This window comes from Pseudomonas sp. ASL8 (assembly GCF_056680355.1).
In genome coordinates this window covers 1,924,213-1,950,694 of the sequence record NZ_CM155278.1, presented here as the reverse complement: position 1 = coordinate 1,950,694, position 26,482 = coordinate 1,924,213, and the positions used below count along the sequence as shown (strand labels likewise).

Annotated in this window: 25 protein-coding genes and 2 pseudogenes; 17 read left to right on the top strand and 10 right to left on the bottom strand. The window is 60.2% G+C overall.

Annotation, left to right across the window (positions count from 1 at the left end):
* Nucleotides 1-213 precede the first annotated feature (213 nt).
* The 7 genes and pseudogenes from AC1MEA_RS08835 to pilG form a co-directional block, all read right to left on the bottom strand.
* Nucleotides 214-678 (bottom strand): chemotaxis protein CheW, encoded by a 465-nt coding sequence (locus AC1MEA_RS08835; protein WP_219063987.1) that lies wholly within the window; start codon nucleotides 676-678, stop codon nucleotides 214-216.
* Nucleotides 671-3,001, bottom strand: a pseudogene (locus AC1MEA_RS08830) (hybrid sensor histidine kinase/response regulator); the annotation flags it as partial. The pseudogene AC1MEA_RS08830 and the gene AC1MEA_RS08835, both read right to left, overlap by 8 nt.
* Before the next feature lie 80 nt (nucleotides 3,002-3,081).
* Nucleotides 3,082-6,715: pseudogene (locus tag AC1MEA_RS08825) on the bottom strand (Hpt domain-containing protein); the annotation flags it as partial.
* 49 nt (nucleotides 6,716-6,764) lie between these two features.
* Nucleotides 6,765-8,795, bottom strand: coding sequence for a methyl-accepting chemotaxis protein (locus AC1MEA_RS08820; RefSeq protein ID WP_219063985.1), 2,031 nt, complete (start codon nucleotides 8,793-8,795; stop codon nucleotides 6,765-6,767).
* A gap of 80 nt (nucleotides 8,796-8,875) precedes the next feature.
* The gene (locus AC1MEA_RS08815) at nucleotides 8,876-9,415 is read right to left on the bottom strand and encodes a chemotaxis protein CheW (protein WP_480917443.1); all 540 of its coding nucleotides are present in this window, start codon (nucleotides 9,413-9,415) and stop codon (nucleotides 8,876-8,878) included.
* Nucleotides 9,416-9,427: 12 nt separating this feature from the next.
* Complete coding sequence (pilH, locus tag AC1MEA_RS08810; protein WP_480917442.1) at nucleotides 9,428-9,793, bottom strand: twitching motility response regulator PilH; 366 nt, start codon at nucleotides 9,791-9,793, stop codon at nucleotides 9,428-9,430.
* A gap of 51 nt (nucleotides 9,794-9,844) precedes the next feature.
* Nucleotides 9,845-10,255, bottom strand: a complete 411-nt coding sequence (pilG, locus tag AC1MEA_RS08805) for a twitching motility response regulator PilG (RefSeq protein ID WP_219063982.1) — start codon at nucleotides 10,253-10,255, stop codon at nucleotides 9,845-9,847.
* A gap of 260 nt (nucleotides 10,256-10,515) precedes the next feature.
* On the opposite strand from pilG, the gene gshB reads away from it, so the two are divergent.
* The 7 genes from gshB to AC1MEA_RS08770 all read left to right on the top strand — a co-directional run bounded on the left by gshB (nucleotide 10,516) and on the right by AC1MEA_RS08770 (nucleotide 16,479).
* Nucleotides 10,516-11,469: a glutathione synthase gene (gshB, locus tag AC1MEA_RS08800; RefSeq protein ID WP_480917440.1), complete on the top strand. Its 954-nt coding sequence runs from the start codon at nucleotides 10,516-10,518 to the stop codon at nucleotides 11,467-11,469.
* A 134-nt stretch (nucleotides 11,470-11,603) separates the two neighbouring features.
* The gene (locus AC1MEA_RS08795) at nucleotides 11,604-12,503 is read left to right on the top strand and encodes an energy transducer TonB (RefSeq protein ID WP_480917438.1); all 900 of its coding nucleotides are present in this window, start codon (nucleotides 11,604-11,606) and stop codon (nucleotides 12,501-12,503) included.
* A 64-nt stretch (nucleotides 12,504-12,567) separates the two neighbouring features.
* Nucleotides 12,568-13,137: a YqgE/AlgH family protein gene (locus AC1MEA_RS08790; RefSeq protein WP_480917436.1), complete on the top strand. Its 570-nt coding sequence runs from the start codon at nucleotides 12,568-12,570 to the stop codon at nucleotides 13,135-13,137.
* Nucleotides 13,137-13,574 (top strand): Holliday junction resolvase RuvX, encoded by a 438-nt coding sequence (gene ruvX / locus AC1MEA_RS08785; protein ID WP_219063978.1) that lies wholly within the window; start codon nucleotides 13,137-13,139, stop codon nucleotides 13,572-13,574. Before AC1MEA_RS08790 ends, ruvX begins: the two co-directional genes overlap by 1 nt.
* 94 nt (nucleotides 13,575-13,668) lie before the next feature.
* Nucleotides 13,669-14,184: a bifunctional pyr operon transcriptional regulator/uracil phosphoribosyltransferase PyrR gene (pyrR, locus tag AC1MEA_RS08780; protein ID WP_480917434.1), complete on the top strand. Its 516-nt coding sequence runs from the start codon at nucleotides 13,669-13,671 to the stop codon at nucleotides 14,182-14,184.
* 22 nt (nucleotides 14,185-14,206) lie between these two features.
* Entirely contained in the window at nucleotides 14,207-15,211 is a 1,005-nt protein-coding gene (locus AC1MEA_RS08775) for an aspartate carbamoyltransferase catalytic subunit (protein ID WP_330200982.1), read from the top strand.
* Nucleotides 15,208-16,479 (top strand): dihydroorotase, encoded by a 1,272-nt coding sequence (locus tag AC1MEA_RS08770; protein WP_480917432.1) that lies wholly within the window; start codon nucleotides 15,208-15,210, stop codon nucleotides 16,477-16,479. Before AC1MEA_RS08775 ends, AC1MEA_RS08770 begins: the two co-directional genes overlap by 4 nt.
* Before the next feature lie 55 nt (nucleotides 16,480-16,534).
* Here AC1MEA_RS08770 and AC1MEA_RS08765 read toward each other — a convergent pair whose 3' ends face one another.
* On the bottom strand, nucleotides 16,535-16,954 hold the full coding sequence (locus AC1MEA_RS08765; RefSeq protein ID WP_480917431.1) for an NINE protein: 420 nt from the start codon (nucleotides 16,952-16,954) through the stop codon (nucleotides 16,535-16,537).
* Between the two features lie 250 nt (nucleotides 16,955-17,204).
* Here AC1MEA_RS08765 and AC1MEA_RS08760 point away from each other — a divergent pair, with 250 nt between their 5' ends.
* Nucleotides 17,205-17,897, top strand: a complete 693-nt coding sequence (locus tag AC1MEA_RS08760; RefSeq protein ID WP_322176873.1) for a C40 family peptidase — start codon at nucleotides 17,205-17,207, stop codon at nucleotides 17,895-17,897.
* An 80-nt stretch (nucleotides 17,898-17,977) separates the two neighbouring features.
* Here AC1MEA_RS08760 and AC1MEA_RS08755 read toward each other — a convergent pair whose 3' ends face one another.
* Nucleotides 17,978-19,012 (bottom strand): type IV pilus twitching motility protein PilT, encoded by a 1,035-nt coding sequence (locus AC1MEA_RS08755; protein WP_480917429.1) that lies wholly within the window; start codon nucleotides 19,010-19,012, stop codon nucleotides 17,978-17,980.
* 55 nt (nucleotides 19,013-19,067) lie between these two features.
* Between AC1MEA_RS08755 and AC1MEA_RS08750 the strand changes: the two genes are divergently transcribed.
* From AC1MEA_RS08750 to AC1MEA_RS08710, 9 genes are all read left to right on the top strand, one after another.
* Complete coding sequence (locus AC1MEA_RS08750; protein WP_480917427.1) at nucleotides 19,068-19,754, top strand: YggS family pyridoxal phosphate-dependent enzyme; 687 nt, start codon at nucleotides 19,068-19,070, stop codon at nucleotides 19,752-19,754.
* 27 nt (nucleotides 19,755-19,781) lie between these two features.
* Nucleotides 19,782-20,600, top strand: coding sequence for a pyrroline-5-carboxylate reductase (proC, locus tag AC1MEA_RS08745; RefSeq protein WP_480917425.1), 819 nt, complete (start codon nucleotides 19,782-19,784; stop codon nucleotides 20,598-20,600).
* 27 nt (nucleotides 20,601-20,627) lie between these two features.
* The gene (locus AC1MEA_RS08740; protein ID WP_219062840.1) at nucleotides 20,628-21,218 is read left to right on the top strand and encodes a YggT family protein; all 591 of its coding nucleotides are present in this window, start codon (nucleotides 20,628-20,630) and stop codon (nucleotides 21,216-21,218) included.
* 102 nt (nucleotides 21,219-21,320) lie between these two features.
* Nucleotides 21,321-22,460, top strand: a complete 1,140-nt coding sequence (gene metX / locus AC1MEA_RS08735) for a homoserine O-succinyltransferase MetX (protein ID WP_480917423.1) — start codon at nucleotides 21,321-21,323, stop codon at nucleotides 22,458-22,460.
* A gap of 7 nt (nucleotides 22,461-22,467) precedes the next feature.
* Complete coding sequence (metW, locus tag AC1MEA_RS08730; RefSeq protein ID WP_219062843.1) at nucleotides 22,468-23,088, top strand: methionine biosynthesis protein MetW; 621 nt, start codon at nucleotides 22,468-22,470, stop codon at nucleotides 23,086-23,088.
* Between the two features lie 23 nt (nucleotides 23,089-23,111).
* Nucleotides 23,112-23,546 carry a DUF4426 domain-containing protein gene (locus tag AC1MEA_RS08725; RefSeq protein WP_219062844.1) on the top strand — a complete coding sequence of 145 codons (435 nt, stop codon included), beginning with the start codon at nucleotides 23,112-23,114 and terminating at the stop codon, nucleotides 23,544-23,546.
* Nucleotides 23,543-24,139 carry an RdgB/HAM1 family non-canonical purine NTP pyrophosphatase gene (gene rdgB, locus AC1MEA_RS08720; RefSeq protein WP_480917421.1) on the top strand — a complete coding sequence of 199 codons (597 nt, stop codon included), beginning with the start codon at nucleotides 23,543-23,545 and terminating at the stop codon, nucleotides 24,137-24,139. Before AC1MEA_RS08725 ends, rdgB begins: the two co-directional genes overlap by 4 nt.
* Nucleotides 24,136-25,365 carry a radical SAM family heme chaperone HemW gene (gene hemW, locus AC1MEA_RS08715; RefSeq protein ID WP_480917419.1) on the top strand — a complete coding sequence of 410 codons (1,230 nt, stop codon included), beginning with the start codon at nucleotides 24,136-24,138 and terminating at the stop codon, nucleotides 25,363-25,365. The genes rdgB and hemW overlap by 4 nt, the downstream gene beginning before the upstream one ends.
* A 9-nt stretch (nucleotides 25,366-25,374) precedes the next feature.
* Nucleotides 25,375-25,698: a DUF3392 domain-containing protein gene (locus tag AC1MEA_RS08710; RefSeq protein WP_449633814.1), complete on the top strand. Its 324-nt coding sequence runs from the start codon at nucleotides 25,375-25,377 to the stop codon at nucleotides 25,696-25,698.
* Nucleotides 25,699-25,774: 76 nt separating this feature from the next.
* Here the strand turns inward: AC1MEA_RS08710 and trmB are convergent, their stop codons facing one another.
* Nucleotides 25,775-26,422, bottom strand: a complete 648-nt coding sequence (trmB, locus tag AC1MEA_RS08705; protein WP_219063095.1) for a tRNA (guanosine(46)-N7)-methyltransferase TrmB — start codon at nucleotides 26,420-26,422, stop codon at nucleotides 25,775-25,777.
* Between the last annotated feature and the right edge of the window lie 60 nt (nucleotides 26,423-26,482).

Genomic DNA, 26,482 nt, shown 5'->3' with positions numbered 1-26,482 from the left:
TCGCTGTCGTGAGCCACCTTATGAGCGAATGGTGAAGCGCATCAATCAAGCAACGGATGAAATCATTACGGTTGGAGTAATGATTTCATCCAAAGGATGATTCCCCGTAGGAGCTGCCGAAGGCTGCGATCCAGCGCGAAGTGCTGGAAAAAGTAGTGCATTCACCGCCGCCAGAAGGCCGTGCCGGCCTTCTCGCAGGCAAGCCCACACCGTCTAAACCAGCCCCGCCGCCACCAACAATTCCTCCAGGCCCACCAGGTCCGGGATTTTCGCGACGGTGTCGCCGACTTGCACCGCTGCCAGTTCCAGTTCGGCCAAGGGCACGTCGACGTAGCTGAGTTGGCTGTCGAGCTTGCAGGAACGAGGAATACCCTGGGTCAGCAGCGCTATGAACTCAAGGTCGGCGCGGCCACCCAGGGCGTTGAGGACGACGATACGGGCCCGGCCGCCGACACGGGTGCGGCTGCCGCAGGTGGCTTCGAAGCTGAGCAGCGGCAAGGTGCGGTTGCGCCAGTAAATCGGTCCCAGGTACCAGATGGGTGCATCGGGTTCGGCGTTGCTGTCCTGATAGTCGATCAGTTCCGCCACGGCGACGTTGGGCACCAGCAGGTTGCGGTCACCCAGGGGCAGCAGCAACCCCGTCAAAGTGGTCAGCTGGCTGGGGGTTGCGCTAGACATGTACCGGACTCCATTGGGCGATGCTTTCCAGCAATACTGACTCCTGATACGGCTTGCTCAGGTAGTCGTTAACGCCAATAGCCATGGCGTGGTCGCGGTGTTTTTGTCCGGAGCGGGAGGTGATCATGATGATCGGCAGGTCTTTGAGCCGGTCGTCATTGCGGATCTTGCTGGCGACTTCAAAGCCGTCCATGCGCGGCATTTCGATGTCCAGCAGCAGGATGTCGGGGGTGTGTTCCTGCAACAGCGCCATGGCGTCGATCCCGTCTTTGGCCGTCAGCACGCTCATGCCGTTGCGCTCGAGCAGACGACTGGTGACCTTGCGCACCGTCACCGAGTCGTCCACCACCATCACCAACAACGGACGGGTTTGTTCGACCTCGATGAACTTCGGCGCGCTTTGGCCGGCGGCTTGCTGCGCTTGCAGACGACCATACAAGGCGCGGATATGCGCGGGCAGGTCGAGAATGAACACCACGCGCCCATCGCCAAGAATGGTCGCGCCGGAAATGCCCTGCACCCCGGCGAATTGCGCACCGAGGCTTTTCACCACAATTTCCCGCGAGCCCGCCAGCGCATCCACCTGCACCGCCACCCAATGGTCGTGCACATGCACCAACAGCACGGGCAATGGCTGGGTCTGGCCGAGCAGTTTGGAAGGCAGGCCATTGTTCAGCAGCTCGCCGAGGTAGCGCAGCTCATAGCTGCGCTCGGCGAACTGGTAGCGTGGAGGATCGGACTGGTAACAGGCTTCCAGTTCGCCGGGCATAACCCGCACGATGCCTTCGACCGTATTGAGCGGCACCGCGTATTGCTCTTCGCCGCACTGCACCATCAACGCCCGGTTGACCGACACGGTGAACGGTAAACGAATTTGAAAGCACGTGCCCTGCCCCGGCGTCGAGTCGATGACCATTGAGCCGCCAAGCTGTTTGACCTCGGCGTGCACCACGTCCATGCCCACGCCACGACCGGAGATCTGGGTGACTTTTTCGGCCGTGGAAAACCCGGCCTGGAGGATAAACTGGAGCAATTCGTAATCACTCAGTTCGGCATCCGCTTCCATCAAGCCACGCTTTATGGCTTTGCGGCGCACGGCCCCGAGATCAATACCGCCGCCATCATCACGCATCTCGATGACGATATCGCCGCCTTCGTGAACCATGCTCAGACTGATCCGGCCCTCTTGCGGCTTGCCTATGGCACGGCGCTCTTCGGCACTTTCCAGACCGTGATCGATGGCGTTACGCAGCATATGTTCCAGCGGCGCGACCATGCGCTCCAGCACGCTACGGTCCATTTCACCTTCTGCGTCGCCCACGTCGAAGCGAACCTGTTTATCCAGCTCACCGGAGACCTGGCGCACGATCCGCCGCAAACGTGGGAGCAAGCGCTCGAACGGCACCATGCGCGTGCGCATCAGGCTTTCCTGCAACTCCGTATTGACTCGCGCCTGTTGGGACAACAGCGCTTGCGCGTCGTGATTTCGGGTGTCGAGGGTTTCTTTAAGGTCGAGCAGGTCGGAAGCGGACTCGAACAAGGCCCGTGAAAGCTGCTGCAACTGCGAATGACGATCCATTTCCAGCGGATCGAATTCTTCATAGCCCAAGCGCTCGGCTTGCACCTGTTCGCGGCTGAGAATCCGCCCCTGGGTTTCGATGTCCAGACGCCGCAACTGGTCGCGCATGCGCTCGATGGTGGTTTCCATCTCAACCAGCGTGACATGGGCATCGCTGACTTGCTGTTCGATACGCTCCCGGAAGATCGACGTTTCGCCCGCCAGATTGACCAGGCTTTCCAGCTGTTCGGCCGCCACTTTGACCATTTCCGGCGGGGTGCGCTCAGCCTCGGCTTCGGCCGTCGAAGACGCTGCCGCCGCGTTGGAGGGGGCTGGCTCGCGCGGCGTATCGTCCAGTGTCGCTTTGGCGGTGAGCGACCCCAAACCGTTTGGGCTGCTGAAACGATGGATGCTCTCGATCAACAACGTGGCGCTGGGCAGCGGATGCCGCGCACGCACGGCGTCAAGCATTGCAGCCAACAGGTCGTGCCCACTTTGCAGCAAGCTGATCAGCAGTGGATTACTGTGCAGCACGCCGGCGGACAGACCTTCATAGAGAAACTCCAGTTCATGGGCGAGGTCGCCAATAGGGGCGATTTCCACCATCCGTGCGCCGCCCTTGAGGGTGTGCAGGTCACGCAGCAGGTTTTCCACTTCAACCGTGTTTTGCGGCTCATCCTGCCAACGGGCCAAGGCACCACCGGAGCTTTCGACAATGTCGAAGCCTTCTTCAAGGAAGATCTCCAGCAATTCAGGGTCGCGCTCTTCGAGGATATCGACCGCTGATCTGGCGGGTTTCGGCTCGACGTCAGGGCGTGAGCCTTGGCCAGTGCCCTGGCGAAAATCACGGATATCCTCGATCAACTCAACCGGACTGCTAAGCGGCTGATGGTCTTGCAATTGCTCCAGCAGGGTCGCGAGCAGGTCGTGGCTTTGCAGCAGCAGGTCAGCCAATGCGGACGAGTGACAGTAGCGGCGGTCGATCAAGCCTTCGTAGAGGGATTCCAGCTCATGACCCAGATCGCCCACGGGGCCGATTCCGGCCATGCGCGCGCCACCCTTGAGGGTGTGCAAATCGCGTTGCAGCGATGACAGCGGCAACGGGTTGTCCGGGTCGGACAGCCAACGGTGCAATGCCTGCCCGGCGCTGTCGAGAATATCCACCGCCTCTTCAAGGAAGATTTCCACGATCTCGTCATCGAGGCCGCTTAGCGGTGCATCGGTTTCTCCGGGCGTCGGCACAGAGGGCTGAACCGCGGGTTCAACCGCCTGTTCAATCGCGAGTTGCTCGGTCGCTGCATTCAGTTCGGTGATGCTCAGCGCGCGGCTACCGTCGCTTTTGATCAGGCCCATGGCGCCAGGGTCGAGGGCTTGATCGAGCAATTCGCGCAAGGCCCGAATGCGTTCCGGGCTGGCATCCACCTCTTGGCCTGCCGCCACTTGGTCAAGCATGTTGATCAAGGCTTCGTGCGCGCTTTCAACCTCATGAAAGAAGCGCTCGCTGACCGCCAGGCTGCTTTCTTCAACCGCGCCATACAGGTCCAGCAGTGCCTCGCACAGCTCATCCACCTGCGGCAGATCGGCCATGTGCGCGCCGTGACCCAGAGTGGTCAACTCGTCAAGCAGGGCGCTCAATTCCTGGCGCTCGCCGGGATGCTGCTGCCAGCGCTGCAACAGGCTTTCGGCATCGAGCAGAATGTCCATGCCCTCGGCCAGAAAGGTCGCGATCAATTGCGGATTGCGCTTGATGCGCAGGCCGTTGCTCGGTGCGCTAAGGGCAGCCGCCAGGCGGATGTCCAGCAGCGAATGCGCCTCGTCGATCAGCGCCGCTGCGCCCGCGATGGCAGCCAGAGGGTCGCTGTCGAGCTGGACCAGGCCCTGACGAAACAAGGGTTCGGCGGCCTTCAGTAGCTGAATTTCTGCCTGCCTCAGCGGAATCAGATTGGATTTGAACTCGAGGACCAACTGATCCAGGGGTCTGGCCAACTCGGCGATGGGCAACACGCCCGCCATGTAAGCGCTGCCTTTGAGCGTGTGCAGGGCGCGCTGCAGGTCATCGCTGATGGGCGGGGACACGGCTTCGGTGGCGCTGTCGAGAAAGCGATTGAGCGTGTCGAGATGGCTTCGCGCTTCCTGACGGAAAATCTCCAGCAAGTGCGGGTCCAGCGCCTCATCGTTGACGTTGACGGTATGGGCCATGACCGCAGCGATGAGCACCTCTTCGCCCTTGGCCAGCGCGTGGGCACAGGCAGCCAACAGGTCGACATCATCACGCTGACGCTGAGCATTGTCGGCGAATTCGCGAATAACCTCAGGCAACAAGGCCAGCACGTCAGCCAGCAAATGCCGAACGCGCTGATCGGGTTTGACGCTGTTCTCCATGATCCGGTTGAGCAGGTTCTCCGCTGACCAGGCCAACTCGCCGAGGATCAGCGCACGGACCATCCGCCCGCTGCCTTTGAGGGTATGAAACGCCCGGCGAACTTCGGTCAGCGCGAGCGTGTCACGAGGGTCCTCGAACCATTGTGGCAAGTGCTCATGAAGCGCCACCAACACCTCATCAGTCTCTTCGAGAAACACCTCAAGCAGCTCGTCGTCCACCCGCTCTTCATCGGCGGGCGGCGGCAGCAGGCTGGTCGGCACATAAAGGGCCGGCGGATTAACTGCCGAAATTGGACTGGCAAGCACTTGGGCGATGGTCTGCGTCGGGCTGACCAGCTCCTGCCGGGCCTGCAACTCAAGCAACTCGTCCTGACTGATCACCTCATCGAGCAGCGGCACCTCGACAGCGGCGTCCGGCATCGGTGAATACCCGAGGCCCTCCAGACTGGACTGAGCCCGGTCGAGCACTTGCTCACCCGGTGCTTCGTGATCCTGGCCCAAACGCTCCAGGTAATACTCAATACTGGTGAGGGCGTCTGCCAGACCATCGAGCTGAGCCCAGGTCGGTGGCGTGTTGTCCGCCAGCAAATGCGCCTCAATGTACTCGTTGCAAGCCGCGAGCAGGCTTGCTGCTCGCGCCAGCGGAATCATCGCCAGTGCCCCGCGTACCTGCACCAGCAGCGCGGGTAAAGGCTCGAGCCGCTGCCGATCCCAGGGGCCGTCGATATAATCGATGATCATGTCCTTGGCCTGCTGCAACCCGATACGCGCCTCTTTGATCACCAGTTGATGGATCTCGGTCAGGTCTGTCGTTGGCAAACGGCTGTCTTCGCGGTGCGTCTGCTCCACGGTGCCGACCATCCCGGCCAGGGTCGCTTCGACGTATAGAAGTGCGCCAGCGACATCCATCAACGCAGAGTCATCGGCTTCGCGTTGGCCCTGAGCCAAACCCAGGACAACCGCCAATTGGTCGATGATGACTTTACGCGGCTGACCGAAGCCAAGGACGGCCAAGGTATCCGCGACCTGTTGCAGCGGCGGCAGCAGGCTGTTGAGTTCGCCAACGTGCTTGCGGTCGCTGCGCACGAAGACGTCCAGGCGCTCTTTGACCCTCACCAGCTCCTCGCATAACGCGACCACCACCGAGCGCATCGCATCGCGATCCGGGCCCGCCAGCCGCGCACGCTCCTCGTCGACCAACGCGGTATCGGGCAGGGATTCGGCGAGGCCGTATTGATCTTTGAGCAGCAGCATGGGCGGCGCCTGACTGTCGGATTTGGCGATATAAAACAACAGGCTCTTGAGCAACTCATCCGGCGCCGGCTGATTGATTGCGCTGATGCCCTGCTCAAGCAAGCGCTTGAGTTCCTTGTCAGACTCTTTGAGCAGACCGCGCAGCGCCGGGCTATTGGTGAACTGGCCGTCAGCCATGGTTTCGACCAGCGCCGACGCGATCTGCCACAACAGGCCGAGCGGTGCGTCTTTGCACAATGCCTCAAGGCGGCTAAACACTTTGGCCATGTGACCGAGGTTGGTCTGCACCTCCTGCTCACGCAGTAAACCGACCAACGCCGTTTGGAGCATTTGCCGCAACTTGCGCAGCAACGCCGCAAGGTCCGGGCTGTCGAGCCTGGCCAACGCTTGCGCGTCGAGTTCGGGAACGCAGAGCAGCTGCGGGGCAAACAGGCTGGTTTCCGACAGCAGGCTCTCGCCTCGGGCGCTGCGCAAATCATTCAACAACGGCAGCACTACAAGCGGCAAATCGCGTCTGGCGGTATGGATGCGCTCGAGGTAAACCGGCATCTGCACCATCGCCTGCGTCAGCAAATATACGGCTTCGGCCTGTTGCGCCACGCGGCCTTGCTGCAACGCCAGCGCCAACTGCTCAATTTCTTCGGCGAGCAGCGCCGCGCCATAGAACTCGATCATTTGCAGGCTGCCGTGCACCTGATGCACACAGCTCAGGCACTCGACCATCGCGGCCGGGTCCTGTGGGTGTGCGACAAACGCTTCGAGGGCTTGGCGGGCCTGTTTGAGCGTTTCGGCAATTTCGCCCTTGACCCATTCGAGGGCCACGTAGTCGTGCCGATCAGCCATAACAACTCCAGTCATTACCTATTATTTACCCAGGTGTTCAACCCGGGCCTTACGACGGCGGCAACGTAAAACCAGACACCGAACGCCGCATCTCGCTGGCCATTTTCGCAAGGTTGCCGATACTTTCCGCCGTGGCCGTGGTGCCAGACGTCGTTTGTGTCGTGGTCTGGTGAATCACGCTCATGGTCCGGGAAATCTGCCCCGCAGAGGACGCCTGCTGCTGCGCAGCGTTGGTGATGCTCTGAATCAACGCCGCGAGGGTTTTCGAAACGCCCTCGATTTCCTCCAGCGCTACCCCGGCATCCTGCGCCAGTCGGGCGCCGCGCACCACTTCACTGGTCGTCTGTTCCATGGAGATGACCGCCTCGTTGGTGTCGTTCTGAATCGCCCGAACCAGGGTTTCAATCTGCTTGGTGGCCGACGAAGAACGCTCCGCCAGCCGTTGCACTTCATCGGCAACCACCGCGAAGCCACGTCCGGCATCCCCAGCCATCGAGGCTTGTATCGCCGCATTGAGGGCCAGAATATTGGTTTGATCAGCAATATCATCGATCAAGCTGACAATGTCGCCGATTTCCTGAGAAGACTCGCCCAAACGTTTGATCCGCTTGGAGGTGTCCTGAATCTGCTCACGGATGTTGTCCATGCCGTTAATGGTGTTGTGCACCACCTCGTTGCCTTTATTGGCAATGGCCACCGACCGCTCTGCCACCGCCGAAGACTCCGACGCATTGGCCGAGACCTCATCGATGGAAATCGCCATGTTATTGATCGCGGTCGAGGCTGCGGCAATCTGCAACGCCTGATGCTCGGACGCCGCCGCCAATTGCATGGCCGTGGTCTGTGTGTCTGCCACCGCTGACGCGACTTGCTCCGCAGTCAGGTTGATCGTGGCCACCAGGTCGCGCAACTGGTCGATGGAGTAATTGATCGAGTCGGCAATCGCCCCGGTGAAGTCTTCGGTCACGGACGCGGCGACCCTCAGATCACCGTCGGCGAGGTTTTCGATCTCATCGAGCAGACGCATGATCGCGTGCTGATTACGCTCGTTCTTCTCGGCGGTTTCGCGCAACTGGCGGTTGGTTTCACGCACCATCACGATGCCGATCAGGATGATCGACATCAACGCCAGCAGGCCCAGCAGGTAGCCGCCGATGCTGTGCATCGAACGCCCGCTGGCCAGGTGCTCAAAATGATCGGCCAGCACCGACGCTTCGTCGAGCAGGGTTTGCGAGGTGGTGAAGATAGTACTGGCCGATTCACGCACTTGAAGCAGCTCGGGCGAGGTTTCGAGGATTTCATCCACGGAGCCTGAGACGAACTGGAACAGTTCGGCAATTTCGGTCAGGCGCACGCGGGAATCGTGGTCCTGGACCTGGGTGATTTTCATCACCGGATTGCCTTCAATCATGCCATTGAGCACCCGGCCAAACAGGCTCGCGTCGCGACCGAATGCATCGGCGGCCTGCACCGCGGTGTCATCCCCGGACAGTACAGTGTTGACCGAACCGAGAATCCGCTCAGCCAACAGCGACTGACGCTGAGCCACCGCCACCTGACTGGCCGGGGCATGATTTTGCAGAAGGCTGTCGACGACTTTTTCGTACTCGACCTGCAACTGCGGAATGGTTTCGGCCAGGGTTGCCGCCACTTGATGCAGGGACAGGACAGTCTGTTCACTGGCGACAATCACGTCGGTGCTCTTGCGCAGACTCTCCCAGTCCTTCTGCACGGCCTGCATTTCCTCACGCACGGCTGACGGGGCCGACGGTAGCCCGGTGGCCTTGTCACCTTTTTTCAGGTAGCCCCAACGCAGATCAAAATCGTTGCGGGCATCGGCCAACAGTTTGAACGCAGGCGCCTTGCCGGCGGCGGCTTCGGAGGCATTTTTGGCGATTCGCTGAGACAACACGCGCAGCTCGCCCGCGTGGCCGATGTACTGTTTATCGTAATTCGACTGAGTGTTGAGGTAGGCGAAGTTAGCGAACAGCAACATGATGAAAATGATCAGGGCGACAAACAGCACAACAATCTGCGACCGACTGCGCGCGCCCTCCAACGACCTACCTGTCTTGCTCATTATTCAGGCCCCCGCCTGGCCAGCGACATCTATTCATCCCTGAAATAAAAAAGGGCCCGTCGAGGCCCACCGAAAAAACGTTACAGCGCTACATCCATGAAGCCCGGTGATTGCGCCAGCGCATGCGGGCTGAATACCAACCAGGCCTGCTCACGCAAGAATTGCCCCTGAATGAACGGAGCGACCCCCGCATCGAGCGCGACAAGTGGCTCAGGCATCAAGCTGCGTTGACTGAAATGCTGCACACCCAGCACTTCATCGACCATCAGCCCGGCGAACACATCTTGATGATCGACCACCAGCACGCGCCGCTGCTTTCGCACTGGCGACAACTCATGATCAAAAAACGCACACAAATCCATGATCGGCAGCAACCGCCCCCGCAAGTTGGCCACGCCCTTGACCCAGGGCTTTACCCCAGGCAATACGGAGCAACGCGGCTCATGCAGGATCTCGCTGATCTCCCCCATGGGCGCCACATAACACTGCTCGCCCATGCGAAAACCGATCCCGCTCCAGTCTTGCTGTCGCGTCTCCTGCAAAGGCAGACCGGCCGCGAGGGAGCGACAGCGCTGATCGATTTCAAGGAGCAACTGGAAGGCGGTTTTCGACTCGGCCATGAGTGCGGACCGTCAGCCGGCCAATACCGCATTCAGGGTTTTCATCAGGGTGTCTTCATCCACCGGCTTGGTCAGGTAGTCACGCGCGCCCTGGCGCTTGCCCCAGACTTTGTCGGTTTCCTGATCCTTGGTCGTGATGATGATCACCGGAATCATGTTGGTGTCAGCGTCTTTAGTCAGTTGGCGCGTGGCCTGGAAACCATTGAGACCAGGCATCACGATATCCATGAGCACCGCGTCGGGTTTTTCCTGACGGGCCAAGGCAACGCCATCAGCGCCGTTTTCGGCTTTCAGGACCTGATGACCGTGCTTCTCCAGCATGCCGGTCAACTTGTACATTTCAGTCGGCGAATCATCGACGATCAGAATTCGAGCCATGGTATTCCCCATACGCAATGGATGCTCTCGACCCGCCAGGGTCACAGGGCATCAAGATACTTGTTGTTCTACTGCAACGAACTCCGGCACATGGGCCTTGATCGCGTTCAGTAGTTCTTCCTTGCTGAAAGGCTTGGTCAGAAACTGGTCTGAGCCGACTATTCGGCCCTTGGCCTTGTCGAACAGGCCGTCCCTGGAGGACAGCATGATCACCGGCGTTGACTTGAACGCCCGGTTATTCTTGATCAGTGCACAGGTCTGATAGCCATCCAGGCGCGGCATCATGATGTCGACGAAAATGATTCGCGGGTGATTGTCGGCGATCTTCGCCAGCGCATCGAACCCGTCTATCGCGGTGATGACCTCGCAGCCGACGTTCTTTAATAGCGTCTCTGCGGTGCGGCGAATCGTCTTCGAATCGTCGATGATCATCACTTTCAAAGCTGTGGAATGCTGTTCCATGTTTGCTCTACCATCGCCGCGGCGAGTCGATTTGCTGCGTTGTGCCCGGCGTCTACAGGCTGACATGGAGCTACCATGAGCCCCCAGCCCCTTAATTAGCGGGGCCCAAGGCCAAGTGCCGAGCCTTTTTAGCACACTCTCCAGACGCAATCCATAAAGCCCGACGCTGCGTGCTTGCCTCTTGACCCAGCGCATGCACGGCGCCACCCTGACGCCTATTTTCAGGCCCAAGCGGCCCTTACCGACAGAGGATATTGCCCATGAGCGTTCGCCTAGGGATTGTCATGGACCCCATCGAGGACATCTCCTATAAAAAGGACAGCTCGCTGGCCATGCTCCTTGCCGCCCAGGATCGCGGTTGGTCGCTGTTCTATATGGAACAGCACGATTTGTACCAGAACGCCGGCCAGGCACGTGCCCGGATGAAGCCACTGAAAGTCTTCGCCGACCCCGAGCACTGGTTCGAACTGGAAGCTGAGGTCGACAGCGGCCTGGATGACCTCGACGTGATCCTGATGCGCAAGGATCCGCCGTTCAACATGGAGTTCGTGTACTCCACGTACCTGCTCGAACAGGCCGAGCGCGCCGGCGTGCTGGTGGTCAACCGCCCTCAGAGCCTGCGTGACTGCAACGAGAAGCTGTTTGCCACGTTGTTCCCGCAATGCACGCCGCCGACCCTGGTCAGCCGCCGCATGGACATCTTGCGCGAATTCGCCGAACTGCATGGCGATGTGATCCTCAAACCGCTGGACGGCATGGGTGGCACGTCCATCTTCCGCCACCGCGAGGGCGATCCCAACCTGTCGGTGACCCTCGAAACCCTGACAGCCAATGGCACGCAGCAGATTATGGCCCAAGGCTATCTGCCTGCGATCAAGGACGGCGACAAACGCATCCTGATGATTGACGGCGAACCCGTGCCTTACTGCCTCGCACGCATCCCGGCCGCTGGCGAAACCCGTGGCAACCTGGCCGCCGGTGGTCGTGGCGAAGCCCGCCCCTTGACCCCGCACGACCGCTGGATCGCGGCCGAAGTCGGCCCGACACTGCGCGAAAGAGGCCTGCTGTTCGTTGGTATCGACATCATTGGCGAGCACCTGACCGAAATCAACGTCACCAGCCCGACGTGCATTCGTGAAATCGACAATGCATACGGCACCAACATTGCGTCCATGCTGATGGATGCCATCGAGAAGAAGCTCAAGGCCCGATAAACGTTATCCCCGGCCTGATCCCCGTGCAGGTTGCACAGGGGTCAGGCCGATCCGGCCAGCTCCAGACCAGCGCACACCGCAGTCTTTGCGACAGTGCGCTATCATGCGCGGCTTGTGAAAATGTTGGACTGTTGATGAACGCTTTGGCCGACGATCTGCCCCCTGAACTCGCCCGTGCCGGCGTGCGCCCGGCTGATCGGCTTGGGTTTACCCTGATGATTGCAGCGCTGATCCACGTAGCGCTGATCCTTGGTGTGGGCTTCGCTTACGTCAAACCGCCTGACATCACCAAAACCCTGGAAATCACCCTCGCCACCTTCAAAAGCGAAGCCCCGCCGAAAAAAGCCGATTTTCTCGCCCAGGATAATCAGCAGGGCAGCGGCACGCTGGACAAGAAGGCGATCCCCAAGACCACCGAACTGGCGCCATTTCAGGACACCAAGATCAACAAGGTGACGCCGCCCCCTGCCGCCAAACCGGTGGAAAAGCAGGTAGCACCGAAAACAGCGGTCGCGACCACCGCGCAGAAAACCCAGAAAACCGTGAGCAAGCGCGAAGAGGTCAAGCAAGAGCCCGCCGTCAAGGCCGCGCCGACCTTCGACAGCTCGCAGCTGACCAGCGAAATTTCCAGCCTGGAAGCGGAACTCTCCAACGAACAACAGTTGTACGCCAAGCGCCCGAAGATCCATCGCCTCAGCGCTGCGTCGACCATGCGCGACAAAGGTGCCTGGTATAAAGAGGACTGGCGTAAAAAAATCGAACGGATAGGCAATCTCAACTATCCGGAAGAAGCGCGGCGCAACCAGGTGTACGGTAATTTGCGGATGATGGTGTCGATCAACCGCGACGGCTCCCTGTTCGAAATATTAGTGCTGGAGTCGTCCGGTCAGCCGCTGCTCGATCAAGCGGCGCAACGTATTGTGCGATTGGCGGCGCCTTTTGCGCCGTTCACCGGCGATCTGGCCGACATCGACCGGCTGGAGATCATTCGCACCTGGCGTTTCGCCCGTGGCGATAAGCTGTCCAGTAACTGAAGACCTGAAAACCTATCACATTAGCCAGTTGTCAGGCCCGCCGGGCAGCGCCACACTAGGGCTCATGAAAAACGTCCCCGCAAGCTACCTCAAGCATCACTTCCTGATTGCCATGCCGCACATGGCCGATCCGAATTTTGCGCAAACCTTGACTTACATTGTCGAGCACAACGCAAATGGCGCCATGGGTCTGGTGATCAACCGCCCACAGAGCCTGACGCTGGCGGATATTCTTGAGCAACTGCGCCCCGGAATCGAACCGCCGTTGCGCTGCCAGCACATCCCGATTCATTCCGGTGGCCCGGTGCAAACCGATCGCGGTTTTGTCCTGCACCCGAGCGGACCGGAGTTTCAGGCAACGGTCGAACTCGGCGGCCTCGCGCTGTCGACGTCTCAGGATGTGCTGTTCTCTATCGCTGACGGCTACGGCCCGGATCAACATGTGATCACCCTCGGGTATGCGGGCTGGGAAGCCGGGCAACTGGACGCCGAGCTGGCCGCCAACATCTGGCTGACCTGCCCGTTCGACCCAGCCATCCTGTTCGACATCCCGAGTGAGCATCGCCTCCATGCGGCGGCGGCCGTTCTGGGCGTCAATCTCAGCTTGCTGACCAGTCAGGCGGGCCACGCCTGATGGCTTTACGTCTTTTGCTGGGCTTCGATTACGGCACCAAACAGATCGGCGTTGCCGTCGGCCAGGTGATTACCGGCCAGGCCCGCGAGCTGTGCATCTTGAAAGCGCAGAACGGCATCCCGGACTGGGACAAGGTCGAAGCGCTGATCCGCGAATGGAAGCCCGACGCCATTGTCGTCGGCCTGCCGCTGAATATGGACGGCACGCCGAGCGACATGAGCGCCCGCGCTGAAAAATTCTCGCGTCGACTCAACGGCCGCTACAACCTACCGGTGTATACCCACGACGAGCGCCTGACCACCTTTGAAGCCAAGGGCGAGCGTCTGTCCCGTGGCGGGCAGAAAGGCAGTTATCGCGACAACCCGGTGGACGCCATTGCTGCCGCACTGTTGTTGCAGGGCTGGCTGGATGCCAACGGCGCCCTGTTCGACGCGTGACCGCTTTATCGATCTCTTTATTGAAAGAATAGACATCCAGTTTTCAGCCTGAGCAACCTGCGTGAAAGACGCTCAGGCCCCTGAAGGAGCAACCATGAGCCTGCCCAATCCCGCCGCACTGATCAGCCAGATGGCCATTGATCTGAAGGCCTATCTGAGCCAGCGCAACATCACTGAACCGCGTTATATCGGCATTCGCACGGGCGGCATCTGGGTCGCTCAGGCGTTGCTTGAAGCACTGGGCAGCCAGTCGCCGCTGGGCACACTGGACGTGTCCTTCTACCGCGACGATTTCAGCCAGAACGGCTTGCACCCGCAAGTGCGACCCTCGGCCCTGCCGTTCGAGATAGAAGGCCAGCACCTGGTCCTGATCGATGACGTGCTGATGAGCGGTCGGACCATCCGCGCTGCGCTCAACGAGCTGTTCGATTACGGTCGTCCGGCCAGTGTGACCCTGGTCTGCCTGCTCGACCTTAACGCCGGGGAGCTGCCGATTCGCCCCAACGTGGTCGGTGCAACCCTGTCGCTGGCGCCCGATGAGCGGGTAAAATTGCTCGGCCCCGCGCCGCTCGCACTTGAATACCAGAACCTCTCCGCCGCCGCCCTCTAGCCCTTAATAAAGAGTCCTTGCGATGACGCCTATCGACGCCAAGCGCCCACTGCAGCTCAATCATCAGGGCCAGCTGCGCCACTTTCTTTCGCTCGACGGCTTACCCCGCGAGTTACTCACCGAAATTCTCGACACCGCCGACTCCTTTCTGGAAGTCGGCGCCCGGGCGGTAAAGAAAGTCCCGCTGCTGCGCGGCAAGACGGTGTGCAACGTGTTCTTCGAGAACTCGACCCGCACCCGCACCACATTCGAACTGGCTGCCCAACGGCTGTCGGCCGACGTGATTACCCTGAATGTCTCGACTTCGTCCACCAGCAAGGGCGAAACGCTGTTCGACACCCTGCGCAACCTTGAAGCGATGGCCGCCGACATGTTCGTCGTGCGTCATGGCGACTCGGGCGCCGCGCACTTCATCGCCGAACATGTCTGCCCAGAGGTCGCGATCATCAACGGTGGCGACGGCCGCCATGCGCACCCGACTCAGGGCATGCTCGACATGCTCACCATTCGTCGGCACAAGGGTGGTTTCGAAAACCTCTCCGTGGCCATCGTTGGTGACATCCTGCACTCGCGGGTGGCGCGCTCGAACATGATTGCGCTCAAAGCCCTCGGCTGCCCGGACATCCGCGTAGTCGCGCCGAAAACCTTGTTGCCGGTGGGCGTCGAGCAGTACGGGGTCAAGGTCTACACCGACCTGGCTGCCGGCCTCAAAGACGTCGACGTGGTGATCATGCTGCGCCTGCAGCGCGAACGCATGCAGGGCGGTCTGTTGCCCAGCGAAGGTGAGTTCTACCGCCTGTTCGGCCTGACCACCGCTCGTCTGGCCGGCGCCAAACCGGACGTCATTGTCATGCACCCAGGCCCGATCAACCGCGGCGTGGAGATCGAGTCGGCAGTGGCCGACGGCGCCCATTCGGTGATCCTCAACCAGGTCACCTACGGCATCGCAGTCCGCATGGCGGTGCTGTCCATGGCCATGAGCGGGCAAACCGCACAACGTCAATTCGAGCAGGAGAACGCCCAGTGAAGCTCAGCATCCTCGGCGCTCGCGTCATCGACCCCACCAGCAGTCTGGACAACGTCATTGATCTGCACCTGGAAGCCGGCAAAATTATCGCCCTCGGCGAGGCTCCAGCAGGTTTCGTTGCCAGCCAGACAATCGAGGCCAAGGGCCTGGTCGCCGCACCCGGCCTGGTCGACCTCAACGTAGCCCTGCGCGAACCGGGCTACAGCCGTAAAGGCACAATCGCCAGTGAGACCCAAGCCGCAGCAGCTGGCGGCGTCACCAGCTTGTGCTGCCCGCCACGGACCAAACCGGTGCTCGACACCTCCGCCGTGGCCGAGCTGATCATCGACCGCGCACGCGAAGCCGGCAATTGCAAAGTGTTCCCTATCGGCGCCTTCAGCAAGGGTCTGGAAGGCGAGCAACTGGCCGAGCTGATTGCCTTGCGCGATGCCGGCTGCGTCGCCTTCGGCAATGGTCTGGACAGCTTTCGCAATACCCGGACGTTGTGCCGGGCACTGGAATACGCCGCGACATTCGACCTGACGGTGATTTTCCATTCTCAGGACCGCGATCTGGCTGAAGGGGGCCTGGCCCATGAAGGCCCTACTGCCAGCTTCCTCGGCTTGCCGGGCATTCCCGAGACTGCCGAAACCGTGGCCTTGGCTCGGGATCTGCTGCTGGTGGAACAAAGCGGCGTGCGCGCGCACTTCAGCCAATTGACCAGTGCGCGCGGTGTGGAACTGATCGCTCAGGCGCAGGCCCGTGGGCTGCCGGTCACCGCCGACGTGGCGATGTATCAGCTTATCCTCACCGATGAAGCGCTGATCGACTTCTCCAGCCTGTACCACGTCCAGCCGCCGCTACGCACCCGCGCCGACCGCGATGGCCTGCGTGAAGCCGTGAAGTCCGGGGTGGTTCAAGCCATCTCCAGCCATCACCAACCCCATGAACGCGACGCCAAGCTGGCCCCGTTCGGTGCGACCGAGCCGGGCATCAGCAGCGTTGAGCTGCTATTGCCGCTGGCGATGACGTTGGTCGCAGACGGCCTGCTCGACCTGCCAACCCTGCTGGCACGCCTCAGCGCTGGCCCTGCGGCGGCCTTGCGCCTGCCTGCCGGTCAATTGCGTGTCGGTGCGCCAGCGGATCTGGTGCTGTTCGACCCGACGGCTTCTACTGTTGTCGGCGAGAAATGGCTGTCCAAAGGCGAAAACTGCCCGTTCCTTGGTCACTGTCTGCCGGGAGCCGTGCGCTACACCCTGGTGGATGGACGGATCAGCTACAGCAGCTGATCAATCACTCGCCAACACGACTGCGCGCAGTCGTGTTGGCGAGGATTCACTGCCCCTACCCCCGCCGCGCATTCTCAATAGAAATCTGGTCATTCAGCGTCCAGAAGTCATACAACACGCCCAGCAGAAAAAATCCGCCGGTGAATAGATAGATGATCCCGGTGATCCATTTGCCTTGATACATCCGGTGCGCGCCGAACACGCCAAGAAATGTCAGCAGGATCCAGGCGATGCTGTAATCAATGGAACCTGCGTTGAAGCGCAAATCTGCCTCGCGATCCATGCTTGGGATCAAAAACAGGTCGATCAGCCAACCGATACCCAGCAGACCCAATGTGAAAAACCAGATCGTACCGGTCACTGGCTTGCCGTAATAAAAGCGATGCGATCCGGTAAAACCGACAATCCATAGCAGATAGCCGAGAATTTTGCTGTGGGTGTCCTGAGGTTGGACGTCCTGACGATAGCTGTTCATTCACTGCCTCTTTTAAGCTGATAGAAAAAAATATCCGTAAATTTTGTGACTTTAATGTGGCGCTCCGACGTATGGCAAAAACCTTAAAAGCCTGGCGCAAGCCCTTGTAATTAAGGGCTTTGCCAAAATCCATGTGACACATTACCGCAATAATGGGCACATTCGTTCCGCATTTGTTTCGACCAGCGGGGTCAGAACGACGCAAAAAGCTGTTATAAAGTTGCGCGCTGACCAATAAGAGCCCTGCCTAATGCGTCCAATTTTCAAGACATGGCTAACTATTTGCCTACTTATGCCGCTGGCCGCCCACGCCACCAACCGTGAGCAACAGTTACCGCCAAGCTTCAACGGTTTCACCGCAAAATCCCATTCTTCACCAACACCCGCTTTCACCGCAGCCACCGCTTCCATCGAGCCAACAGCTCCAACCCGGACAAGTCACCGTCCCGCTCACGAAAAATCCCTGAGCAAAACCGCAGCCAAAACCAAGAACAAAGGCAAAACCGGCACCGTCGCACAAATGCCAGTCAAGCAGAGCAGCGCCGTATTGAGCCGTGCAGTTAATGTGCTGGGTACTCCTTATCGTTGGGGCGGTAGCAGCCCAAGTAAAGGGTTCGATTGCAGCGGACTGGTCAAATACGCCTTCCGCGACGTGAACGAAGCCGATTTACCGCGCACCTCGAATGCCATGGCCGCAGGTCACGGGCAGAAAGTTGAACGCAAGGATCTGAAGCCGGGCGATTTGCTGTTCTTCACGATAAAGAGCAGCAAGGTCAATCATGTTGCCATTTACCTGGGCAATGACCGCTTTATCCATGCCCCGCGCCGCGGTAAAGCCGTGTCTATCGACACGCTGAAGAAGCCTTATTGGGACGACCACTACGTGCTCGCCAAGCGGGTTCTGCCAAAGAACGATCCCGTCCTGCGCATCTCTCAGCGTTGACGGTATAGCCTGCGTTAGCGCAGGCAATGCGCCGGAGTGTCCTTCGGCGCATCCTTCCCTCCCCCGCAAATACCTCGCGCTTAGAAGTTATCTGGTGTCTTGGCCTTCTCCCGAGCACCTTCGCGGGTGATCAGGCCTTTGCTCACCAGCTCTTTCAAGCTCATGTCCAGCGTCTGCATGCCCAACGAACCACCCGTCTGGATCGATGAGTACATCTGCGCGACCTTGTCCTCGCGAATAAGGTTACGGATCGCCGGTGTACCGATCATGATTTCGTGTGCGGCGACCCGCCCGCCACCGACTTTCTTGACCAGCGTTTGCGAAATAACGGCCTGCAACGACTCGGACAGCATCGAGCGCACCATCGATTTCTCTTGCGCAGGGAACACATCGACAACCCGGTCGATGGTTTTCGCAGCCGACGTGGTGTGCAGCGTGCCGAACACCAAATGTCCGGTCTCAGCAGCGGTCAGCGCCAGGCGGATGGTTTCAAGGTCACGCATTTCACCCACCAGAATGATGTCCGGGTCTTCCCGCAGGGCCGAACGCAAGGCCTCGGCGAAACCCAGTGTGTCGCGATGGACTTCACGCTGGTTGACCAGGCACTTCTTCGACTCGTGGACGAACTCGATCGGGTCTTCAATCGTCAGAATGTGGTGATGCTTGTTGCTGTTCAGGTAATCGATCATCGCCGCCAGGGTGGTGGACTTCCCTGAACCGGTTGGGCCGGTGACCAATACCAGACCGCGCGGTACGTCGGTAATCTTGCGAAACACTTCTCCCATGCCGAGATCGTCCATGGTCAGGACTTTCGACGGAATGGTCCGAAATACCGCACCGGCACCCCGGTTCTGGTTGAAGGCGTTCACCCGGAACCGCGCAATACCGGGCACTTCGAAGGAAAAGTCAGTCTCCAAAAACTCCTCGAAGTCCTTGCGCTGCTTGTCGTTCATGATGTCGTAGATCAGCGCCTGAACCTGTTTGTGGTCCAGCGCTGGCAGGTTGATCCGCCGTACATCGCCATCGACTCGAATCATCGGTGGCAGCCCGGCGGAGAGATGCAAGTCCGACGCGCCCTGCTTGGCACTGAAAGCCAGCAGCTCGGTAATATCCATAGGGCTCCCCAATCACATAGAATGCCGCAGACTTTAGCCCTGCTGGCGCAAATCAATGTCCACGATAGCAGACAACGTTTCCCAAGTTGATGAGCGAATTCGCGCAGCAGCCCTTGCGGCGCAACGCGACCCATCGACCATCGGCTTGCTGGCCGTAAGCAAAACCAAACCTGCCGCTGCCTTGCGCGAGGCGTTCGCCGCCGGACTGCGTGACTTCGGCGAAAACTACTTGCAGGAAGCCTTGAGCAAACAGCTTGAATTAGCTGACCTGCCCTTGTGTTGGCATTTCATCGGCCCCATTCAGTCAAACAAGACTCGCGCTATCGCCGAGCACTTTGCCTGGGTGCACTCTGTGGATCGCTTGAAAATCGCTCAACGTCTGTCAGAACAACGCCCCGCCGAACTGCCGCCCCTCAACATCTGCATTCAGGTCAACGTCAGTGGCGAAGCGAGCAAGTCTGGCTGCACGCCGGCCGACCTGCCCGCCTTGGCCGCCGCCATCAGCGCATTGCCGCGTTTGACGTTGCGCGGGCTAATGGCTATTCCCGAACCCACCGAAGACAGCGCCGAACAAAACGCTGCTTTTGCGACGGTACGCCGCCTGCAAGACAGCCTGAACCTGCCGCTGGACACACTGTCCATGGGCATGAGCCACGACCTGGAAGCCGCCATTGCACAAGGCGCGACCTGGGTTCGAATCGGAACGGCTCTTTTTGGTGCCCGCGATTACGGCCAGCCATAAATCCATTTTGCTAACAGGAACTCAGTCATGAGCAACACTCGCATTGCCTTTATCGGTGCCGGAAACATGGCCACCAGCCTGATCGGCGGGCTGCGCGCCCAAGGCGTGGACGCGGCGCTGATTCGTGCCAGCGATCCCGGCGCAGAGCAGCGCGCCAAAGTCGCCGCCGAGCATGGCATTGAGCTGTTCGCCGACAACGCCCAAGCCATCGAAGGCGCGGACGTCGTGCTGATCGCGGTAAAGCCACAAATGATGAAGGCCGTGTGCGAAGCATTGCGCCCGAGCCTCAAGCCCGGCCAACTGGTCGTGTCCATCGCCGCCGGTATCACCTGCGCCAGCATGAACAAGTGGCTGGGTGAACACCCGATCGTGCGCTGCATGCCCAACACCCCGGCACTCCTGCGCCAGGGCGTCAGCGGCCTGTACGCCACCGCCCGTGTTTCCAGCGAACAACGCGAGCAGGCCGGGCAACTCCTGTCCGCCGTCGGCATTGTGCTGTGGCTGGACGATGAAAAGCAGCTGGACGCGGTCACCGCAGTGTCCGGCAGTGGTCCGGCGTATTTCTTCCTGTTGATCGAAGCCATGACCGCCGCAGGCGAAAAGCTCGGCCTGCCGCGCGAGACTGCCGCTCAACTGACCCTGCAGACCGCCTTGGGCGCGGCGCTGATGGCCACAGGCAGCGATGTTGATGCCGCCGAGCTGCGCCGCCGTGTAACCTCCCCTGCGGGCACCACGGAAGCGGCTATCAAATCTTTCCAGGCTGGCGGCTTCGAAGCCCTGGTCGAAACAGCACTCACTGCTGCCGCGCATCGTTCGGCAGAAATGGCCGAACAGCTGGGCCAGTAACTTTTTAGGCCATTGAGGAGCACACCGATGATCGGACTGAGCACCGCTGCAATTTATGTTCTGCAAACCGTCGGCAGCTTGTACCTGCTGATCATCCTGCTGCGCTTCGTGCTGCAACTGGTTCGGGCAGACTTCTACAACCCTCTGAGCCAGTTCGCCGTGCGCGCCACCCAGCCACTGCTCAAGCCGCTGCGGCGGATCATTCCGAGCATGTTCGGGCTGGACATGTCCTCGCTGGTTCTGGCGATCATCGTGCAGTTTTTGCTGTTCGCCCTGATCTTCCTGTTGGCTGTAGGGTACATAAACAACCCGCTGCTGTTGCTGGTCTGGTCGCTGATTGCGGTCACCTCACTGTTCCTGAAGATTTTCTTCTACGCCCTGATCATCAGCGTGATCCTGTCCTGGGTCGCACCGGGCAGCCATAACCCTGGCGCAGAACTGGTCAATCAGATCTGCGAGCCTGCTCTGGCGCCGTTCCGCAAGATTCTGCCGAACCTGGGCGGTCTGGATATTTCGCCGATCCTGGCGTTCATGGCACTCAAGCTGCTGGACATGCTGGTGATCAACAACCTCGCCGCCATGACCTATATGCCTGAAGCCCTGCGTCTGCTGATCTAAGCCTCACTCCGCCACATGCAGGCACCGGCAGGTCCGGTGTTTGCTTGCTGCTAAAGGCCGCGGTCTTTAGACTTACGCCTCATTTATGCGAGAGCAGGGTCGATGCCCACGGTCTTTCCCCACGATTCTGTTGGTCTGGTCACACCGCAACGGGTGCATTTCAGCGAACCGCTGGCTTTGGCCTGCGGTCGTTCGCTGCCTGCCTACGACCTGATTTACGAAACCTACGGCGAGCTCAACGCCGCCCGTAGCAACGCCGTGCTGATCTGCCATGCACTCTCCGGGCACCATCATGCGGCCGGCTTCCATAGCGTCGATGAGCGCAAGCCCGGCTGGTGGGACAGCTGCATCGGCCCCGGCAAGCCTATCGACACCAACACATTCTTTGTCGTCAGCCTGAACAACCTTGGCGGCTGCAATGGCTCGACTGGCCCCAGCAGCATCAATCCCGAGACCGGCAAGCCTTTCGGCGCCGATTTCCCGGTGCTGACCGTGGAAGACTGGGTCAACAGTCAGGCACGCCTGGCCGACACCCTCGGCATCCAGCAATGGGCGGCCGTGGTCGGTGGCAGCCTGGGCGGCATGCAGGCGTTGCAGTGGACCATCAGCTACCCGGACCGCGTCCGCCACTGCCTGGCTATCGCATCGGCGCCCAAGTTGTCGGCGCAGAACATCGCCTTCAACGAAGTGGCGCGGCAGGCCATCCTGTCCGACCCGGACTTCCATGGCGGTTACTTCCAGGAATACGGTGTGATCCCCAAGCGCGGCCTGATGCTGGCGCGCATGGTCGGGCACATCACGTACCTGTCCGATGACTCCATGGGCGAGAAATTCGGTCGCGGCCTGAAGAGCGAAAAACTCAACTACGACTTCCACAGCGTCGAGTTCCAGGTTGAAAGCTACCTGCGCTATCAGGGTGAAGAGTTCTCCGGGCGCTTCGATGCCAACACCTATCTGCTGATGACCAAGGCGCTGGACTACTTCGACCCAGCCGCCAATCACGGCGACAACCTGGCACTGACCTTTGCCGGGGCCAAGGCTGATTTCTGCGTGATCTCCTTCACCACCGACTGGCGCTTCTCACCGGCCCGTTCGCGAGAGCTGGTGGATGCGTTGATGGCGGCGAAAAAGAACGTCTGCTACCTCGAAATCGATGCTCCGCAAGGCCATGACGCCTTTCTGATTCCGATCCCGCGCTACTTGCAGGCCTTCACCAGCTACATGAACCGAATTGCACTCTGAGGACACCATGAGAGCCGACCTGGAAATTATCCAAGACTGGATCCCTGCCGGCAGCCGGGTGCTCGACCTCGGTTGCGGCGATGGCGAACTGCTGGCCTGGCTGCGCGATAACAAGCAAGTCACGGGTTACGGCCTGGAAAACGACGCCGACAACATCGCTCACTGCGTCGCCAAGGGCGTTAACGTCATTGAGCAGGACCTGGACAAAGGCCTGGGCAATTTCGCCAGCAACAGCTTCGATGTCGTGGTCATGACCCAGGCACTGCAAGCCGTGCACTACCCCGACCGGATTCTCGACGAGATGCTGCGGGTCGGTCGTCAGTGCATCATCACCTTTCCCAACTTCGGTCACTGGCGCTGCCGTTGGTACTTGGCCAGCAAGGGCCGGATGCCGGTGTCCGACTTTCTGCCGTATACCTGGTACAACACGCCGAACATCCACTTCTGTACGTTCGGCGACTTCGAAGAGCTGTGCCGTGGCCGCAAAGCGCGCGTCATCAACCGGCTGGCCGTCGATCAACAACATCGACATGGCTGGGCCAGCAAGCTATGGCCTAATCTGTTAGGAGAGATCGGGATCTACCGCGTCAGCAGCCCTGGCCTGCAAGATCACCAGATCGCGATTTGAACCACTGCCCAAGGAGAACGATCATGCGTCGCTTAGCTCTGTTTCTATGTGCTCTATGCCTGGCCCTGCCGGCCATGGCCGCTGATTACGCCAAGCCCGAACGCCTGGAAAAATTTGGCGATGTGACGGTGCACTACAGTGCCTTCACGTCCAGCTTCCTGCAGCCTGACATTGCCAAGGCCACTGGCCTTGTGCGCAGCAAGAATCAGGGCGTCATGAACATCGCCGTGCTCAAGGCCGACAAGCCCAGCGCAGCCAGCGTCACCGGCACGGTCAAAGACCTGACCGGTCGCAGCACCACCCTGACGTTCAAGCAAATCACCGATCAAGGCGCCGTGTATTACATCGCGCAATTCCCGATCGTGCAGCAAGAAACCCTTACTTTTACTATCAATGTTCAGGCTGGTGGCGCGACCAACAGCTTCAGCTTTAACCAGGAACTGTTTCCAGGCGAATGATGACGTTTACGCAACTTGTTCTGGCCAGCCATAACGCTGGCAAGCTGAAAGAACTCCAGGCCATGCTTGGTGACTCCGTGCACCTGCGCTCCATCGGTGAGTTCAGCCGTGTCGAGCCGGAAGAGACCGGCCTGTCCTTCGTCGAGAACGCGATCCTCAAGGCGCGCAATGCCGCCCGGATTTCCGGACTGCCGGCGCTGGCCGACGACTCCGGGCTGGCCGTGGACTTTCTTGGCGGTGCGCCAGGCATTTATTCGGCCCGGTACGCCGACGGCCAAGGCGATGCGGCGAACAACGCCAAGCTGCTGGAGGCGTTGAAAGATGTACCCGCCGAGCAGCGTGGCGCGCAATTCGTCTGTGTTCTGGCGCTGGTACGGCACGCAGACGATCCGCTGCCGATCATCTGCGAAGGCCTGTGGCACGGGCGCATCCTGAGCGCTGCAAGCGGTGAACACGGTTTCGGCTACGACCCGTTGTTCTGGGTGCCCGAACGCGACTGTTCGAGCGCAGAGCTCAGCCCCGTAGAGAAAAACCAGCTCAGCCACCGCGCCCGCGCCATGGTGTTGCTGCGTCAGCGCTTGAGCCTGCAATGACACCGGACACGCCTGTACAACCGCTGTTTCTGGGTGAGACCGGTTTTTCCTCGGCCGCCCCTTCCACCCAAAGCCCCAGGGCAGGCCTGCCGCACCTGCCGCCCTTGGCGCTGTACATCCATATCCCGTGGTGCGTGCGCAAATGCCCGTATTGCGACTTCAACTCACACACGGCCAGCCCGGTCCTGCCCGAGCAGGAATACGTCGACGCGTTGCTGGCGGACCTTGATCAGGACCTGCCGCACGTTCATGGCCGCGAGCTGAGCTCGATTTTCTTCGGCGGCGGCACGCCCAGCCTGTTCAGCGCCAACGCGCTGGGGCGTCTGCTCAAGGGCGTGGAACAGCGCATCCGTTTTGCCAGTGACATCGAAATCACTCTTGAAGCCAACCCCGGCACGTTTGAACAAGCCAAATTCAGCGCGTATCGCGGGCTTGGCATCAATCGGCTGTCGATTGGCATTCAGAGTTTTCAGGAAGAGAAGCTCAAGGCGCTGGGTCGCATCCACAATGGCGACGAAGCGATTCGTGCAGCCGACATGGCGCGCCAGGCGGGTTTTGACAACTTCAACCTGGACTTGATGCACGGTTTACCGGATCAGTCGCAGGAAGACGCACTGAACGATTTGCGCCAGGCCATCGCGTTAGCGCCGACGCATCTGTCGTGGTACCAACTGACGCTGGAACCGAACACGGTGTTCTGGAACCAGCCGCCAACCCTGCCGGAGGACGACATCCTGTGGGACATTCAAGAGGCCGGACAGGCGTTACTCGCAGAGCACGGTTACGCGCAATACGAAGTGTCGGCCTACGCCCAACCCGGCAGGCCTGCACGGCATAACCTCAATTACTGGAGGTTCGGCGACTTCATCGGCATCGGTGCCGGCGCGCATGGCAAGCTCAGCCATCCCGACGGGCGCATCGTGCGCACCTGGAAAACCCGTCTGCCCAAGGATTATCTGAACCCGAACAAGGCGTTCAAGGCCGGCGAAAAGCTGCTCAGCAACGAAGACATGCCCTTCGAATTCCTGATGAATGCCCTGCGCCTGACAAATGGCGTCGACGCGGAGCTATTTCGCGAGCGCACCGGTCTAAGCCTCGACACCCTGGCCAGCGCCCGGCAACAGGCCGAACAGCGCGGCCTTCTGGACACTGATCCGACACGTCTGGTCGCCAGCGCCCGGGGGCAATTGTTCCTCAATGACTTGCTGCACTATTTTTTGACCTAAGGACTTTGCATGGACTTTGTACTCGACCTGCTCGCCACCGTCTCGCGCTGGAGCCGCAGCAACCTTTCCGAAATCGCCCTGGCGTTGGTCGGTTGTCTATTGGTGTTGTTTGGGGCCGACATCAAAGGCTGGCTGGAAGGACGTATCGGTGGGCTGGCGGGTGCGTTGCGCGTACCGGTCATGGCCCTGCTGTGCACAATCGGCAGCGGCGCAGCACTGATCTACGCCACCCCGTGGGTTATCCGCGGGCTGAGCCAGTTCAACAACTACAGCCTTGCGCCCGTGCTGCTGGTGGTGTTGGTCTTGATTGGTGTTGTAGCGGATCGCCGCTAAAGAACACCTGTAGGAGCGCGCTTGCCCGCGATAAGGTCGGCACGACCTTCAGGATGCAAGCGCGCTCCTACAGGTTTTACGCCAGCTTCTCGAACTTCAAATCCCACACACCATGCCCGAGTCGCTCACCGCGACGTTCGAACTTGGTGATTGGGCGCTCGGTTGGGCGAGGCACGCATTTGCCGTCTTCGGCCTGGTTGCGATAGCCCGGCGCGACGTTCATCACTTCCAGCATGTACTCGGCATAGGGTTCCCAGTCGGTGGCCATGTGCAGAATGCCGCCTACCTTGAGCTTGCTGCGCACCAACTCGGCGAACTCTGGCTGAACGATGCGGCGTTTGTGATGACGGCTTTTGTGCCACGGGTCCGGGAAGAACAGCATCAAGCGGTCGAGGCTGTTGTCGGCGATGCAACGGTTGAGCACTTCGATGGCATCGCAATCGTAGACGCGCACATTGGTCAGCCCCTGGGTCAGCACGCCATTCAGCAGCGCACCGACACCCGGGTAATGCACTTCGACGCCAATGAAATCGTGCTCGGGCGAGGCCGCCGCCATTTCCAGCAGCGAATGGCCCATGCCGAAGCCGATTTCCAGGGTACGTGGCGCAGAGCGACCGAATACCTGATCAAAGTCCACGGGCGCATCCGCCAGCGGCAGGACGAACAGCGGCCGGCCCTGATCGAGGCCGCGTTGCTGGCCTTCGGTCATACGTCCGGCGCGCATCACGAAACTCTTGATGCGACGGTGTTGGCGCTCTTCGCCCTGTTCGGGAACAGACGGCTC